The sequence below is a fragment of the Pelotomaculum sp. FP genome (assembly GCF_004369245.1).
Lineage (GTDB): Bacteria > Bacillota > Desulfotomaculia > Desulfotomaculales > Pelotomaculaceae > Pelotomaculum_C > Pelotomaculum_C schinkii.
Genome location: NZ_QFGB01000011.1, coordinates 49,616 through 64,264, shown reverse-complemented (window position 1 = coordinate 64,264; position 14,649 = coordinate 49,616). Strand labels below are relative to the sequence as shown.

Annotated in this window: 10 protein-coding genes; 7 read left to right on the top strand and 3 right to left on the bottom strand. The window is 51.5% G+C overall.

Features of this window, described 5'->3' with window-relative positions; translation table 11 throughout:
* Positions 1-13: 13 nt before the first annotated feature.
* Positions 14-604, top strand: coding sequence for an ATP-dependent Clp endopeptidase proteolytic subunit ClpP (clpP, locus tag Psfp_RS06455; RefSeq protein WP_134217735.1), 591 nt, complete (start codon positions 14-16; stop codon positions 602-604).
* Positions 605-617: 13 nt separating this feature from the next.
* Positions 618-1,868: an ATP-dependent Clp protease ATP-binding subunit ClpX gene (gene clpX / locus Psfp_RS06450; protein ID WP_134217734.1), complete on the top strand. Its 1,251-nt coding sequence runs from the start codon at positions 618-620 to the stop codon at positions 1,866-1,868.
* A 590-nt stretch (positions 1,869-2,458) separates the two neighbouring features.
* On the opposite strand, the gene Psfp_RS06445 is transcribed toward clpX, so the two are convergent.
* Positions 2,459-3,052 (bottom strand): GPR1/FUN34/YaaH family transporter, encoded by a 594-nt coding sequence (locus tag Psfp_RS06445; protein WP_134217733.1) that lies wholly within the window; start codon positions 3,050-3,052, stop codon positions 2,459-2,461.
* 242 nt (positions 3,053-3,294) lie between these two features.
* On the opposite strand from Psfp_RS06445, the gene lonB reads away from it, so the two are divergent.
* The 3 genes from lonB (at position 3,295) to yihA (ending at position 8,233) form a co-directional block, all read left to right on the top strand.
* A complete protein-coding gene (gene lonB / locus Psfp_RS06440) occupies positions 3,295-5,022 on the top strand; it encodes an ATP-dependent protease LonB (protein ID WP_134217732.1) in 1,728 nt (575 codons plus the stop codon).
* Positions 5,023-5,213: 191 nt separating this feature from the next.
* Positions 5,214-7,631, top strand: a complete 2,418-nt coding sequence (lon, locus tag Psfp_RS06435) for an endopeptidase La (RefSeq protein ID WP_134217731.1) — start codon at positions 5,214-5,216, stop codon at positions 7,629-7,631.
* Positions 7,628-8,233 carry a ribosome biogenesis GTP-binding protein YihA/YsxC gene (gene yihA / locus Psfp_RS06430; RefSeq protein ID WP_134217730.1) on the top strand — a complete coding sequence of 202 codons (606 nt, stop codon included), beginning with the start codon at positions 7,628-7,630 and terminating at the stop codon, positions 8,231-8,233. The genes lon and yihA overlap by 4 nt, the downstream gene beginning before the upstream one ends.
* A gap of 142 nt (positions 8,234-8,375) precedes the next feature.
* Here the strand turns inward: yihA and Psfp_RS06425 are convergent, their stop codons facing one another.
* Together Psfp_RS06425 and Psfp_RS06420 are read right to left on the bottom strand one after the other, a co-directional pair.
* On the bottom strand, positions 8,376-9,050 hold the full coding sequence (locus Psfp_RS06425) for a hypothetical protein (RefSeq protein ID WP_134217729.1): 675 nt from the start codon (positions 9,048-9,050) through the stop codon (positions 8,376-8,378).
* A gap of 311 nt (positions 9,051-9,361) precedes the next feature.
* Positions 9,362-10,438, bottom strand: a complete 1,077-nt coding sequence (locus tag Psfp_RS06420; RefSeq protein WP_190239257.1) for an ABC transporter substrate-binding protein — start codon at positions 10,436-10,438, stop codon at positions 9,362-9,364.
* A 136-nt stretch (positions 10,439-10,574) separates the two neighbouring features.
* On the opposite strand from Psfp_RS06420, the gene Psfp_RS06415 reads away from it, so the two are divergent.
* Positions 10,575-11,069 carry a TIGR04086 family membrane protein gene (locus Psfp_RS06415; RefSeq protein ID WP_190239256.1) on the top strand — a complete coding sequence of 165 codons (495 nt, stop codon included), beginning with the start codon at positions 10,575-10,577 and terminating at the stop codon, positions 11,067-11,069.
* Positions 11,070-11,750: 681 nt separating this feature from the next.
* Positions 11,751-14,402 (top strand): valine--tRNA ligase, encoded by a 2,652-nt coding sequence (locus Psfp_RS06410; protein ID WP_134217726.1) that lies wholly within the window; start codon positions 11,751-11,753, stop codon positions 14,400-14,402.
* The last annotated feature ends 247 nt before the right edge of the window (positions 14,403-14,649 follow it).

Below are 14,649 nucleotides of genomic sequence, written 5' to 3'. Positions count from 1 at the left end.
AGGCTTGAATAAATTGAACCTTGTTCCTATAGTTGTAGAGCAGACCAATCGCGGTGAACGGTCTTATGATATTTTCTCCAGGCTTTTAAAGGACCGTATCGTATTCCTTGGCGGGCCCGTTGATGACAATGTCGCCAACCTGATTATCGCCCAACTGCTTTTCCTGGAAGCAGAGGACCCGGAAAAGGACATCCATTTTTATATTAACTCTCCCGGTGGTGTTGTCACCGCGGGGATGGCAATTTACGACACCATGCAGTACGTGCGGCCTGATGTGTCCACTATCTGCCTCGGCCAGGCGGCTAGCATGGGTTCGCTGCTCCTTGCTGCAGGGGCGAAAGGGAAAAGATACGCTCTCCCTTACGCCAGGATTTTGATTCACCAGCCGGCTGGCGGGGTCCAGGGCCAGGCAACGGATATTGATATCCACGCCAGGGAAATCCTGCGGATGAGGGAGTTCCTGAACGGAATCCTTGCCAATCATACCGGTCAACCCATTGAAAAGATATCACATGATACCGAGCGGGACTTCTTTATGTCCGCTCAGGAGGCAAAAGAATACGGTTTAATTGACGAGGTGTTTGATGGCAGGAAGCAAAGGTAAAAGAGGTGGTAATATGTTCGGTGACAAAGGACAATTGAAATGCTCCTTTTGCGGTAAGCTGCAGGATCAGGTCAAGAAGCTGGTTGCCGGTCCCGGCGTTTACATCTGTGATGAGTGCATCGAACTATGCAATGAGATTATTGAAGAAGAACTCAGTGAGGACATGGGCCTGGAACTGGGTGACATACCAAAGCCAAAAGAGATCAAAGAAATACTCGACCAGTATGTCATCGGCCAGGAAAGCGCCAAGAAATCTCTGGCGGTTGCTGTTTACAACCACTATAAGAGAATCAACCTGGGCGGCAAAATCGATGATGTTGAGCTTCAGAAGAGCAATATTGTTATGCTTGGGCCTACCGGCAGCGGTAAGACCCTGCTGGCCCAAACTTTGGCTCGCCTTTTGAACGTTCCCTTTGCGATTGCCGACGCCACATCTCTGACTGAGGCCGGCTATGTCGGTGAGGATGTTGAAAACATCCTGCTCAAACTGATCCAGGCAGCGGATTATGACGTGGAGAAGGCGGAAAAGGGCATTGTTTACATCGATGAAATAGATAAAATAGCCCGCAAGTCGGAAAATCCTTCCATTACCAGGGACGTTTCCGGTGAAGGTGTACAGCAGGCGCTGTTGAAAATACTTGAAGGTACTGTTGCCAGTGTACCGCCCCAGGGTGGTCGCAAGCACCCTCACCAGGAGTTCATCCAGCTGGATACGACCAACATCCTGTTCATCTGTGGCGGCGCTTTTGACGGGGTCGATAAGATTATTCAGAACCGCACAGGTAAAAAATCGATGGGGTTTGGGGCTGATATCAAGCCCCGGAAAGAGCAGAAGATCGGGGAAATATTAAGCAAAATTCTGCCCGAGGACCTCTTGAAATACGGACTGATTCCTGAGTTTGTCGGCCGTTTGCCTATTATCGTAACCCTCGACGCACTGGACGAGGACGCGTTAATCCGCATTCTCACCGAGCCGCGCAACGCGCTCGTGAAACAGTATGAGAAGTTGTTTGATCTCGACGGGGTTGCCCTGGAATTTGCCCAGGATGCGCTAACGGCGGTGGCCGAGGAGGCGCTCAAGCGCAATACCGGAGCGCGCGGCCTGCGCTCAATTCTTGAAGAGGTTATGCTGGATGTGATGTATGATATACCTTCCCGTACCGATATTGCCAAATGTATCGTGACGAGGGAGACCATTCAAAAGAAGGAGCCTCCCCGCATTATCGCCATTGACCGCAAGAAAAAGAAGGAAGAAACAGCATAGCCATAAGAAAGCCGTCTAAATGAGAGCTAGTATATATTCAGTAAACCAGGTGAAGCATGGTGTTATCATTAGCGAACGACGCAGCCCAGCCGTTAGCAGCACCCGGCGAGCTGAGGGTAACCGAACTTGCGGCGCGAAACCAGCGGTCTACCAACGTGGCGTGCATGAGTATCAGTATCTTAGAGGTTAATAGGCTCCTTTCATAACCAGTCTACCGCCGCCTTTGCAGCGCCGTAAGTGCAGCGACTTAAAAGTCCGTAAATTTATCCTTCAGGTTTCCTATATCTGTTACGAACAGGACTTTTAAGTCAAAGCTGCACGCTTTAAATCGTGCAAGTGCCGTCAAAGAATTTGGATTTTAGCGCAAACGTAAAGACAGTTTGCCCTGATTAAAAGTTTCAAGATGCACTCAGCCAGGCACTTGTTCGGTCCGAAGCGAGCTGTGGTGCTGCCGGCGCGGAGCACTGGAGTGAGCGTTGATAACACCATGCTTCCACCGCCGGGTTCACTGAAAAGTTACGAAAGCTAAACCAAACCGTAAAAAAATCCTGACTGTTTTAAACAGTCAGGATTTTTTGCTCTCCTAGGAGCTACTTCTTGCAGGGGCCTACCGGAAGCACAACCCGCCCGTAAGTATTGTTTAATACTCCGGCAAACGAGGTATACCAGGCGACAATGGCGGTAAGAATACCCGCATAACCGCCCATGGTATGAGCTGATGCGTTCCCAGCCGCGCCGATAGTAAGTAATATGAAGGCCAGTAGTAATAGGGTAAAAGTGGCCACGAGAGCTTTATTGGTACCAAAACTGCCGATCCACATATAAAAGGTGAAGATGGTCCAGGCCAGCAGGAACAGCCAGACACCCTGTGGCGGGATAACTAAGATCTTTTGTGCTCCAAACAGTTCAAATACGCCTAAGGAAATCCAAAAAGCGCCGTAAGAGGAAAAAGCGGTCGCGCCGAAAGTGTTGTTTTTCTTGAACTCCCACATACCAGCCAGTATTTGAGTTGCCCCACCGTAAACCAGGGCTAAGGCGATGACCACGGCTACAGACTCTTTGACAACCAGGCCGGCGTTTACCATACTAAGGCAAAAAGTGGTTAGAGCAAAACAGGCCAGGCCTAACGGCCCGGGGTCGGCTATGGCGGATTCTTTGATTTCGTAGACTTTGTTATCAGCCATGATTGCACCTCCAAAAAATTTTAATTGCTGGTTGGTTGACCGGATGCTCCTTTGATAATCACTCCCTTTACCTTAAAAATATTCATACTATTTGCATTATATACTAAAATTTACTAAAAAAATAGCCGTTATTTTCCTTTAAAGGAATTAATGGCTGGTTTTTTTTATTACTGGACAGATTAAATTTTGCAAAACTTAGCAATACTAAGGGTTAGAAGCCCTTTTTTGATGAGGTGATATAAATGGGAGAAAATTCCTATGGTTTTGGGAGTATTTTGACATTTGTCCAGGTTTTCTTTGCAGTCATCATCGGACTTTATTTCTGGAACCTGCTTAAAGCTCAGCAAGGCAGCAAGACCGTAGTGGAAAAAGAATCACGCAAAGAGATGGAGAAACTGCAGAGAATGCGTTCGATCTCTTTGAATGAACCGCTTGCCGAAAAAACTCGCCCTACTTCTTTTAGTGAAATTATTGGGCAAGCGGAAGGGATAAAATCCTTGAAAGCGGCTCTCTGCGGGCCCAACCCTCAACACGTTATCATTTACGGCCCGCCGGGTGTAGGCAAGACCGCTGCGGCCAGGTTGGTACTGGAAGAGGCCAAGAAGAACCCGCTCTCGCCGTTTAAAGAAGACGCCAAGTTTATTGAACTGGATGCGACTACCGCACGCTTTGATGAGCGTGGTATAGCGGACCCGCTGATTGGATCGGTGCATGATCCGATCTACCAGGGGGCGGGACCCATGGGCGTAGCGGGGATCCCACAGCCGAAGCCCGGTGCTGTTACCAAGGCGCACGGGGGGATGTTGTTTATTGATGAAATCGGTGAGCTTCATCCAATTCAGCTCAATAAGCTGTTAAAAGTTTTAGAGGACCGCAAGGTGTTTATGGAAAGCGCCTATTATAATTCGGAAGATACCAATATCCCCACTCATATACACGATATCTTCCAAAACGGGCTGCCGGCTGATTTTCGCATGGTGGGAGCCACCACCAGAGGGGCTGAGCACATCGCCCCTGCCATCCGCTCACGCTGCCTGGAAATATTTTTTCGCCAGCTCCTGCCCGACGAAATCGAGCAGATAGCCTCCAACGCGGCCCAAAAAATACAACTGCCGCTGCAGGACGGGTCCCTGGAGGTCATTAAAAAATACGCCAGGAATGGCCGCGAAGCTGTTAATATAGTCCAAATTGCGGGTGGTATCGTGATCACCGAGGGCCGCGAAGAAATCCGTACTGCGGATATCGAGTGGGTCATCAACAGCGGGCAGTACTCACCGAGACCTGAGAAAAAGATACCGCCGCAGCCCCAAGTGGGCCTGGTCAATGGTCTGGCCGTTTACGGGCCCAATATGGGGACTTTGCTGGAAGTAGAGTGCAACGCCTTGCCGGTTGGCAAGGGTCAGGGTAAACTAACTGTTACCGGTATGGTGGAGGAGGAAGAAATAGGGGACAGCGGCAGGACGATACGGCGCAAGAGTATGGCCAGGAGTTCGGTTGAAAACGTGCTTACAGTGCTTCGCCGCACTATGGAAGTCGATCACCGCGACTATGATATCCATGTCAATTTTCCTGGCGGCACCCCAACCGACGGACCTTCCGCGGGTGTGACCATTGCCACGGCTGTCTATTCCGCCCTCCTGGGGTTAAAGGTAGACAACAAGGTGGCCATGACGGGCGAGCTTTCCATTCGCGGCTTTGTTAAACCGGTAGGCGGGGTGATGGCCAAGGTTGAGGCAGCGCGTCAGGCGGGGGCTGACAAGATCCTCATCCCTGCTGAAAATTATCAGGAGATATTCAGGGAATATACGGATGTGCAGGTTATACCGGTTGAGCGTCTTGAGGAGGTAATCAAGGTAGCGCTGACCGACCCGCTGCCGGTGGAGAAAAAGCTGGAGCTGGCAGCTCCAATTCCGCTGGATGTCCCCTTAAGCGCCTCAATCTTTGGCGCCGGGCAGCCACTGACAAAGTAAAACCGCATATCAATGATATGTTTTCCACGAATACCAGTATCCTGGCAAACCCGGCAAGAGGCCGGGTTTCATGTGTACCTATGTAATTATTGCTATAGCCGTGTTTCTGACATTTATGATAGAATAAAAACGTAACAAATCTTGTATAGCTACAGGAAAAGCAACAGGTTTTTGGAAAAGGAGGTGCAGCTTTGAATTCCGAAATTAAGATCTTGCCTTTGCTGCCTTTGAGGGGTATTCTGGTCTTCCCCTATATGGTGATTCACCTCGACGTGGGGCGTGAGAAGTCTGTGCAGGCTATTGAGGAAGCCATGATCCAGGACCGGGTCATATTTCTGGCCACTCAAAAAGAAGCCCAGACTGATGACCCCGGTGAAGATGATATTTACAAAATCGGCACGGTTGCTGAGGTTAAACAGTTGTTGAAGCTGCCCGGAGGGACCATCCGGGTCTTGGTCGAAGGTATTGCCAGAGCCAAAGCCCGCCGCTTTATTTCCGACGAGCCCTACTTCCAGGTGGAAATAGAGCAGTATTCCGAGGACTTTCAAAAGACCAGTGAGATTGAAGCTTTGATGCGCAGCCTGATCTACCAGTTTGAGCAATATGTCAAACTGTCCAAACGGATCCCGCCGGAAACGGTTGTTTCAGTTGTGAATTTGGAGGAACCGGGCCGGTTGGCGGATATTATTGCTTCTCACCTGTCGTTGCGTTTAGATGATAAGCAAAATATCCTTGAGGCTGTTAACATCATCCAGAGGTTGGAGAAGCTCTGCGCCATTGTGGCCAAAGAGCTGGAAATTGTTGAACTTGAACGCAAAATTAACATCCGTGTGCGCAAGCAGATGGAAAAGACACAGAAAGAATACTACTTACGCGAGCAGATGAAAGCCATCCAGCGCGAGTTGGGTGAAAAGGACGAGCGCATGGCCGAGGGCGAGGAACTCAGAGAAAAAATCGCCGAGGCCAAACTTCCCAAAGAAGTTGAAGAAAAGGCCATTAAAGAAGTAGAACGGCTGGAGAAGATGCCCCCCATGGCTGCTGAGGCTGCCGTGGTGCGCAATTACCTGGACTGGCTGTTGGCCCTACCCTGGAACAAAAGCACCCGTGACCGGCTGGACATCAAGTCTGCGGAAAACATCCTGGAGGAAGACCATTACGGATTGAAGACCGTTAAGGAGCGGATTTTGGAATACCTGGCCATCCGGAAGCTGGCCAAAAAGATGAAGGGCCCGATCATTTGCTTTGTCGGGCCGCCTGGTGTCGGCAAGACCTCTTTGGGACGTTCCATTGCCCGGGCTCTGGAGCGCAAATTTATACGGATGTCCCTGGGAGGGGTTCGCGATGAGGCCGAAATTCGCGGTCACCGCCGAACTTATGTCGGGGCCATGCCGGGCAGGATTATTCAGGGCATCAGACAGGCCGGCTCCAAAAACCCGGTATTCCTGCTGGATGAGATCGACAAGATGAGCATGGATTTTCGCGGGGATCCCTCGGCGGCTCTCCTGGAGGTGCTCGACCCCGAGCAGAACAACACCTTCAGCGACCACTATATCGAGGCTGCGTTTGACCTGTCCAACGTTATGTTCATCACCACCGCCAATCTCCAGCATAATATTCCCCGCCCGCTGCAGGACCGGATGGAGATTATCTACCTGTCCGGTTACACTGAGGAGGAAAAAGTGCAGATAGCCATGCGCTACCTGTTGCCCAAACAGATTAAAGAGCACGGGCTGGACAAAAGCATGTTGAAGATGACTGAGAATACGATCCGTAAAGTAATCCGCGAGTATACCCGCGAATCCGGCGTGCGCAACCTGGAAAGGCAGATTGCCACCGTTTGCCGCAAGACTGCCAGGCAGATCGTTTCAGACAAGGTCAAGAAGGTCCAGGTGACACCTTTGAACATTAACCAGTTCCTCGGTACGCCCCGCTTCCGTTACGGCGTGGCTGAACAGGACGATCAGGTGGGTGTTGCCACCGGTCTGGCCTGGACGGAAGTGGGCGGCGATACCCTGGCAATTGAAGTAACCATCTACAAGGGCAACGGCAAGCTTACTTTGACCGGCAAGCTTGGCGATGTGATGAAGGAATCCGCTCAGGCCGGCTACAGCTACATCCGCAGCCGGGCTGTAGAGTTGGGAATTGATGAAGAGTACTATGACAAGCAGGATATCCACATCCATATTCCCGAAGGGGCTATACCTAAGGACGGTCCCTCGGCCGGCATATCCATGGCTTGTGCCCTGGCTTCGGCCATTACCGGGCGCAAGGTGCGCCATGATGTAGCCATGACCGGTGAGATTACCCTGCGCGGCCGAGTTTTACCCGTGGGGGGCATCAAGGAAAAGGTGCTGGCCGCCCACCGGGCCGGAATAAAAACTATCATTATGCCGAAGGATAATAAAAAGGATCTGGATGAGATTCCTAAAAAGGTCAAGGATAAAATGCATTTTGTCCTGGTTGAGCACATGGATCAAGTCCTGGATGAGGCCCTTACCGAAAAGGAGTTTGAGCCTGTCGACTTATCAGATACCTCTCCCGTAGTGCCGCAACCGCCTGCCTACCAGCCGGCAGTAATAAACGAGGGAGGCGCCCATATCCCTTCATGAAAATAACAAGCGCCGAATTTGTGACCAGTGCGGTCAAACCGCCTCACTACCCGGCCGGGGAACTGCCTGAAGTCGCCCTGGCCGGGCGTTCCAATGTAGGGAAATCTTCCCTTTTGAATAAGTTGATCAACAGGAAGCGCCTGGCTCGTACCAGCAACACTCCCGGCCGCACCAGGTTGATCAACTTTTTCCTGGTTAACGGCATCTTTCATCTGGTGGATCTGCCTGGCTACGGATATGCCAGGGTACCGGTCGGAGAGAGGGATAGCTGGAGGAAGATGATTGAGAGCTATCTTAAAACCAGGCCAAACTTGAAAGGGGTTTTGCTGCTGGTAGACAGCCGCCACCCCCCTACCGCAATGGACCTGCAGATGTATGGCTGGCTCAAGTTTCGCGGGCTCCCCGCGGCGGTGGCGGCAACCAAGGCCGATAAGCTCTCGCGCTCCAGGCTGCTGCAGTCTCTCAGAGTAATCCGGGCGGAACTTGCGCTGGCCGAAGGAGACGCCCTGATCCCTTTTTCAGCTGAAACAGGACAGGGTCGTGAGGAATTACTAGAAGTAATAAACCGCTGGACAACCACAACAAACCTACATAACGCGTAACATTTAATCTCAAGTTTCGACCGGCTTTCAATCGCACAAAAACTGCGTAGCAGTTTAAGGGATTTCTACTGCATTTCTTGTGCGAATTAATTCGCACTGTCTAGTTTCTTGGCTGTAGGGGGGAACCATTATCTTGGTTCCCCTAATTATTTTGGTTTTTTTCAAGCTCGGTTTTTGACTCTGCAGGTGTTGTCTTCTTAGCCGGTGTTTCAGGGGCTGTTTTACTTGGGGCGGGTGTTGGCGTTGGGGTAGGCGAAGGCGCAGCCGGGGTGGGGGTCGTAGGCGCAGGAGTCGCCGGAGTCGCCGGAGTTGTGGTGGAAGGGGAGGGTGTGGCCGGTGTTGGTGTTGTCTGGGTTACGGTTGCTGTTTTGGTGATTTCAAAACCCACTCCGTTGATGCTCCTGTTGCTGGTCAGGTTCAGGCTTACAGCTGTGACCGGATTGCTTTTGTCCCCCTCCTTGACGCTGGTGTATTTTGCCTTGACGTCCAGCCACACGAAGTCCTGGGCCGGAATCTTTTGAGTGATGTCCGTGATTTCCACCCTGCTGCCGGTGGCTTTTTCGCCGGCGCTGGCCAGGAGATAATTGGTCCCGTTGACCTGTACCCAGGTTGCCTGTTCCCTTTTGGAAATATCGGAAGCAATATTCTTTACTACATCCGGAGCATTATTCAAATCAACCGGGCTGAAGCCCACTTTCGATGTTTCAGGGACTACCAGCGGCTTGGGGGCTGGTTCCTGCACCTGCTTTTGAGCCAGACAACCCGCAGTGCCAAGGCAGAAAATAATAAGTAGAAGCCCAATCATAATTTTTTGCATTGCAAAATACCCTCCCATCGTTGTTTCTTATATTTTTTTCTGGGAGGATTAGATTAATACATGGGATGTGGGACGTGAGACGTGAGACAGGTGAGTATCCTGCGTTCCAATACAGTCAATGATTAACCTGGTGAAGTACCTGGTAGCCGCCCCAAAAATGTCTGTGCGAATTCATTCGCAAAGACACACAAGGAATGCATTTGAAATTCCTTAAACTGTACGCAGTCTTTGTGCGATTGAAATCGCACCTATATCAAAACCAACTTAAAGATGATAATGTGGGCGCATATTTTCATTGGTGGACGGATTTTCTATTGAAATACTCGCTGGAAGAGGTTTTTCTTCGGCTTTGGTTCTTCCTTAACATAGACTACGGTCTGTACCGCTTGCTGGGCAAAGTCATTTATTACCGCGGTTTCATATGCTGTTGGTGAAGTTATTTCACCAGCTTTTTTTGCGGCCGCCTGAAACTTATCATAAGATTGCCTGGGAATCAGAGGGTCGCTGGACCACACCCCAAGCGTACGGTAGCGTTCAATGGATTTAATTAATACCTGCCGATCGACGTTGGTAAAGAGTGGGGCGACCACCTCAGCAGCCTCTTCTGAGCTGTGTTGGCCGAGCCAGAGCTGGGCTTTGTAGATAGCATTGGTAAACCGTTGAATTACAGCCGCTTTGGACTCGATGTAGCCCGGCAGGGCGGCGTAGGCGGTTACTACCATGTCACCGGTGATGATGCCGACTGACGCCGCCACTCTTCCGTAATCTTTTGATTCTGCCAGGCTGGCGGCAGGCTCCAGCAGTTGAATATAGTTGCCGGTTCCGGCCCGGAAGGCTCCCAACCGAAGGGTATCAGGGATATTATGATAGATGCTCACGCTTCGGTTGGGTGTTTGTCCCTGTTGCCGCAAGGCCTCTTCCAGGGCAATTTCAGAGCTGTCATCCTGGGAGCCCCCGATAATTGATTTATCTTTAAGGTTTTGCCACTGAAAGTTGTCCGCATCTTTTCTGGCCAGGAGGAAGGATCCGTCTCGCCTCGCCAGGGTGGCAAATACTTTAGGCTGGGGGCCTTTGGCGCCCGGATTGAAAAGTATTTTCTGCAGCCCGCAGAGGGCAATATCGGTTCTTCCGTCAGACAGGGCGGCCCTGATAGCCTCCTGGCTGGTAGTAGTTATGCTTACGGAGAGGTCTTGTTCTTTAAAGTAGCCCAGATTTAATGCCAGGTACTGGGGCAGGAAATACGGTGAGCGGACAGACTCCAGCACCCGGACATTTTCTATATGTGTAACGGGGGCAGGTTCTTTGAGGCTGTGTCTGACACCCAATCCGATTACACTTATTAAGAGCGCCAAGAGCAAAATGTTTTTACGCCCGAGCAACCGCTTCAATTTGTCCCCTCCCAACAGTTTACTGTTTTAACATTTTTATTTTTAGTTTAAGGTTTTCATGCTAAAAAGAGAGGTCGTCCGAATAATCTCCGTTAAATCGCATAAGTTAGTATTAAATGGAAGGGGAGTGATAATTATGAAAAATCTCACTTTGATGAGCTGGACTGCCGAAAAAAAACCTCTGGTCAGAAGGATTAAGCCGGTCGCCGTCATGTCCGGCCTGGCCTGGGCTTTCAGCGCCACCCTGGCTGCCTGTATCCTGATGTATGCCTGGGTAGTACTATCGGCTAGCCCGGTTTATTATTTGGGGGCACTGATTATTGCCGGCGCGGTCCTGGGCGCGCTCGCCGGCGGGATTGCGGCAGGACGGGCGGCCCGGACACTTGGCTTACTGCACGGGTTTTTGGTGGGTTTGTGCTACGGTCTGCTGCTTTTGGCCCTGTTTATGCTGGGAAGCAATGCTGGCTTTGTCCCTGTGGAAATAATGGCGCGGGCGCTGTTACTGGGGATTGCAGGAGCTCTGGGCGGTTTATTGGGAATAAACATTCAGTTTATGGTAAACAGGAGGCTGCCTGAAAGGGCTGGAAGAAAATTTTTGCAGAAGGATTTACTCTTCCCCCGGAGAAACTAAAGCTAACGTTATCGCCAGACCGCTGTCTAACTAAAGCAGCAATATCAGGCCACGGAGTTTTTTGGGAGCGGTGGCCTTAATATATTAAAGACCAATTTAGTACAACGTAAGCATCCACAAGTTCGGCGCTAACGTGCCGTGGGCAATTGAAATCGCACGCACATGAACACTGGAGAAATCATGGAGGTTTCATCCTGTGCCGGCGTTGCGTCAGCGTCAGCGGTTGTGGAGCCGGCCTGAATTTTCTCCGGACCATTTGGGAGACTTATTCTATTGTTGACACTGGCCTTTAAAATAGTTAAGATGTTGGAAAATAGTTATATTTACCGGCGATGAAAGGGAGGGGAGTGTCTCACGGGGACCGGCTTTTAGCTTCCAGAGAGGGAGACCCCAGGCTGTAAGGTTTCCTGCCCGTGTTTACTCCTGTCGCCCCGGAGTCCCCGCGCTGAATTGTAAGTAAGCACGGGCGGGCCTGCCCGTTACAGCTTTGTTAAAGAGCCGCCTATTGGGTACGGGACGTGGGACGTGAGAAGCCGGAAACCCGCGAACCGATCTTTTTTGGTGGAATTCAGGGTGGTACCGCGGATGAACCCCTTATCCGTCCTTGAGGCGGAAGGGGCTTTTGTTTTTGTGAGTGCAGAGGTGAATTTTATTAATATGTAATGTGGGGAGTGAGGCTTTTTGCCAAAATTTGATTTGCCCAGTACTTATGATCCCCGTGCGGTCGAAGATAAATGGTATAGCTATTGGGAGCAAAACGGGTTCTTTCACCCTGAGGTCAACCCTGAACAGGAGCCGTTTTGCATTGTCATGCCGCCGCCCAATGTAACGGGACAACTGCACATGGGTCATGCCCTGGATAATACATTGCAGGACATCCTGACCCGCTGGCGGCGCATGCAGGGCTACAACGCCTTGTGGGTACCGGGCACCGACCATGCGGGTATTGCCACCCAGGCCAAGGTGGAGGAACAGTTGGCCAAGGAAGGACTGACCCGCTACGATATAGGCCGGGAGGCATTTTTAGAAAAAGTGTGGGAATGGAAGGAACAGTACGGCAACCGGATTACTGCCCAACTGCGTAAGTTGGGTGCTTCCTGCGATTGGCGGCGTGAGCGCTTTACCATGGATGAGGGCTGCTCGGAGGCGGTGCTGGAGGTATTCATCAAGCTCTACCAGCGGGGGCTGATATACCGCGACTATTACATTACCAACTGGTGCCCCAAGTGCGCCACCACGATTTCCGACATAGAAGTTGAGCACCTGGACCGCCCGGGTCACTTGTATCACGTAAGGTACCCGTATAAAGACGGAAGCGGTTATATTGTGGTTGCGACCACACGCCCCGAGACTATCCTGGGTGACGTGGCTGTCGCGGTACACCCGGGCGATGAACGCTATACCTCGCAAGTGGGCAAAACATTAATCCTGCCCATAGTTGGCCGGGAAATGCCGGTTATTGCCGACGAATACGTCGATCCCTCTTTCGGAACGGGCGCTGTGAAAATTACTCCCGCTCATGATCCAAACGACTTTGAGGTTGGACACCGTCACAACCTGCCTCAAGTTATTGTAATCAATAAGGAAGGGAAAATGAATGAAGCCGCAGGTGAGCGCTACAAGGGGCTGGATCGTTACGAGTGCCGCAAGAAAATTGTGCGGGATCTGGAAGCGGACGGTTTTCTGCTCAAAACACAAGACCATACCCACGCGGTGGGGCACTGTTACCGCTGCAACACTGTTATAGAACCGATGCTTTCACGCCAGTGGTTTGTTAAAATGAAGCCTTTGGCTAAACCGGCTATTCAAGCGGCCAGGGAAGGCCGGGTAGAGTTTATCCCGGAACGGTTCACCAAGATCTACCTGCACTGGATGGAGAACATCCGTGACTGGTGTATCTCCCGTCAACTCTGGTGGGGACACCGCATCCCGGTATGGTATTGTCAGGATTGCGGTGAAATAATCGTATCCAAGGAACCGGTCAAAAACTGCTCCAAGTGTGGCAGCGGGCACTGCGAGCAGGATCCTGACGTGCTGGATACCTGGTTTTCCTCTGCCCTGTGGCCCTTTTCGACGCTGGGCTGGCCAAAACAGACCTTGGACCTGGCTTATTACTATCCTACCTCGGTCATGGTCACCGGGCGCGATATCATTTTCTTCTGGGTGGCCAGGATGATATTTTCCGGCCTGGCTTTTATGAACGAAGTCCCCTTTCCGCAAGTTTTCATTCACGGTCTGGTTATGGATGCCCTGGGACGCAAGATGAGCAAGTCTTTGGGCAATGGCGTGGACCCCATTGATGTGATCGAGTCACACGGAGCGGACAGCCTGAGGTTCATGCTGGTTACCGGCAACACACCCGGCAATGACCTGCGTTTCCATTTTGAAAGGTTGGACGGCGCCCGCAACTTTGCCAACAAGCTTTGGAACGCTTCCCGCTTTGTGCTGATGAATTTGGAGGACTTTGAGCCGGAAGGTCGGCCCGGTAAGTATTCCCTGGCCGACCGCTGGATCTTGAGCCGTTACCAGAAGGCAGTCGCTGAGGTGACGGGCTTCCTGGAGTCTTATGAACTTGGTGAAGCGGCCAGGGTGCTCTACGAATTTATCTGGAACGAGTTTTGCGATTGGTACATTGAGCTGGCCAAACCGCGGCTGTATGGTAAAACCGGTAAAGCCGACCGTGTTACCGCCCAGTACGTGATATCTTCGGTTTTAAAAGGGACGTTGGAGCTCCTGCATCCCTTTATGCCGTTTATTACCGAGGAGATCTGGCAAAACCTGCCGGGCCGCGGCTTAACCATCATGCGGGCTGCCTGGCCGGTCGTCCGCGGTGAACTGGTGGACCCGGAGGCGGAAAGCGAAATGGAACTGCTGATGGATGTCACCAAGGCCATCAGGCATATTCGCAGTGAGATGAACGTCCCGCCGGGACGCAAAGCCGAAGCTCTATTAGTGGCGCCCGAGGACACCACGCGGGCATTGGTGATGAAGAATGCAGGGTATATTGAAGGGCTGGCCGCAGCTGAGCTGAAAATAATGACGTCCTTGCCGGGTGTACCGGAACAGGCAGCCCATGCTGTCACCCGCGGCCTTGAGGTATTCGTCCCGCTCAAAGGGTTGATCGATGTGGATAAGGAAACTGCGCGTCTGGAGAAGGAACTGGCCTCGGTTGAGAAGGACCTGGTCCGGGTCAAGGGCAAGCTTAGCAACCAGGGCTTTCTCGGCAAGGCTCCGGCTGACGTGGTGGAAAAGGAAAAGGCCAAGGAAGAGGAGCTATCCGGAAAGTCCTCCGCGATCAGGGACAGGCTGGCTGTACTGACGGGGGGCAAATAGGGCGTAGGTCGTAGGGCGTAAGGCGTAAGTATGATATGCATTCCTGTGGGGGCAAGATTCGTTCCGTGCCGGGTGTCTGACGGGTTAGAGATGTGGGCTTGAAATAATGTGAATATATCAATGAGCCCGTATGTAGGTGCGAATTCATTAGCACCTGCATTAAAACCAGCTAAGGAAATAAATGGTTACACTTATACTAGGTTGATTATGATGAAAGGAAGCAGGAGAACCGTCCCCTTGCTTCCTT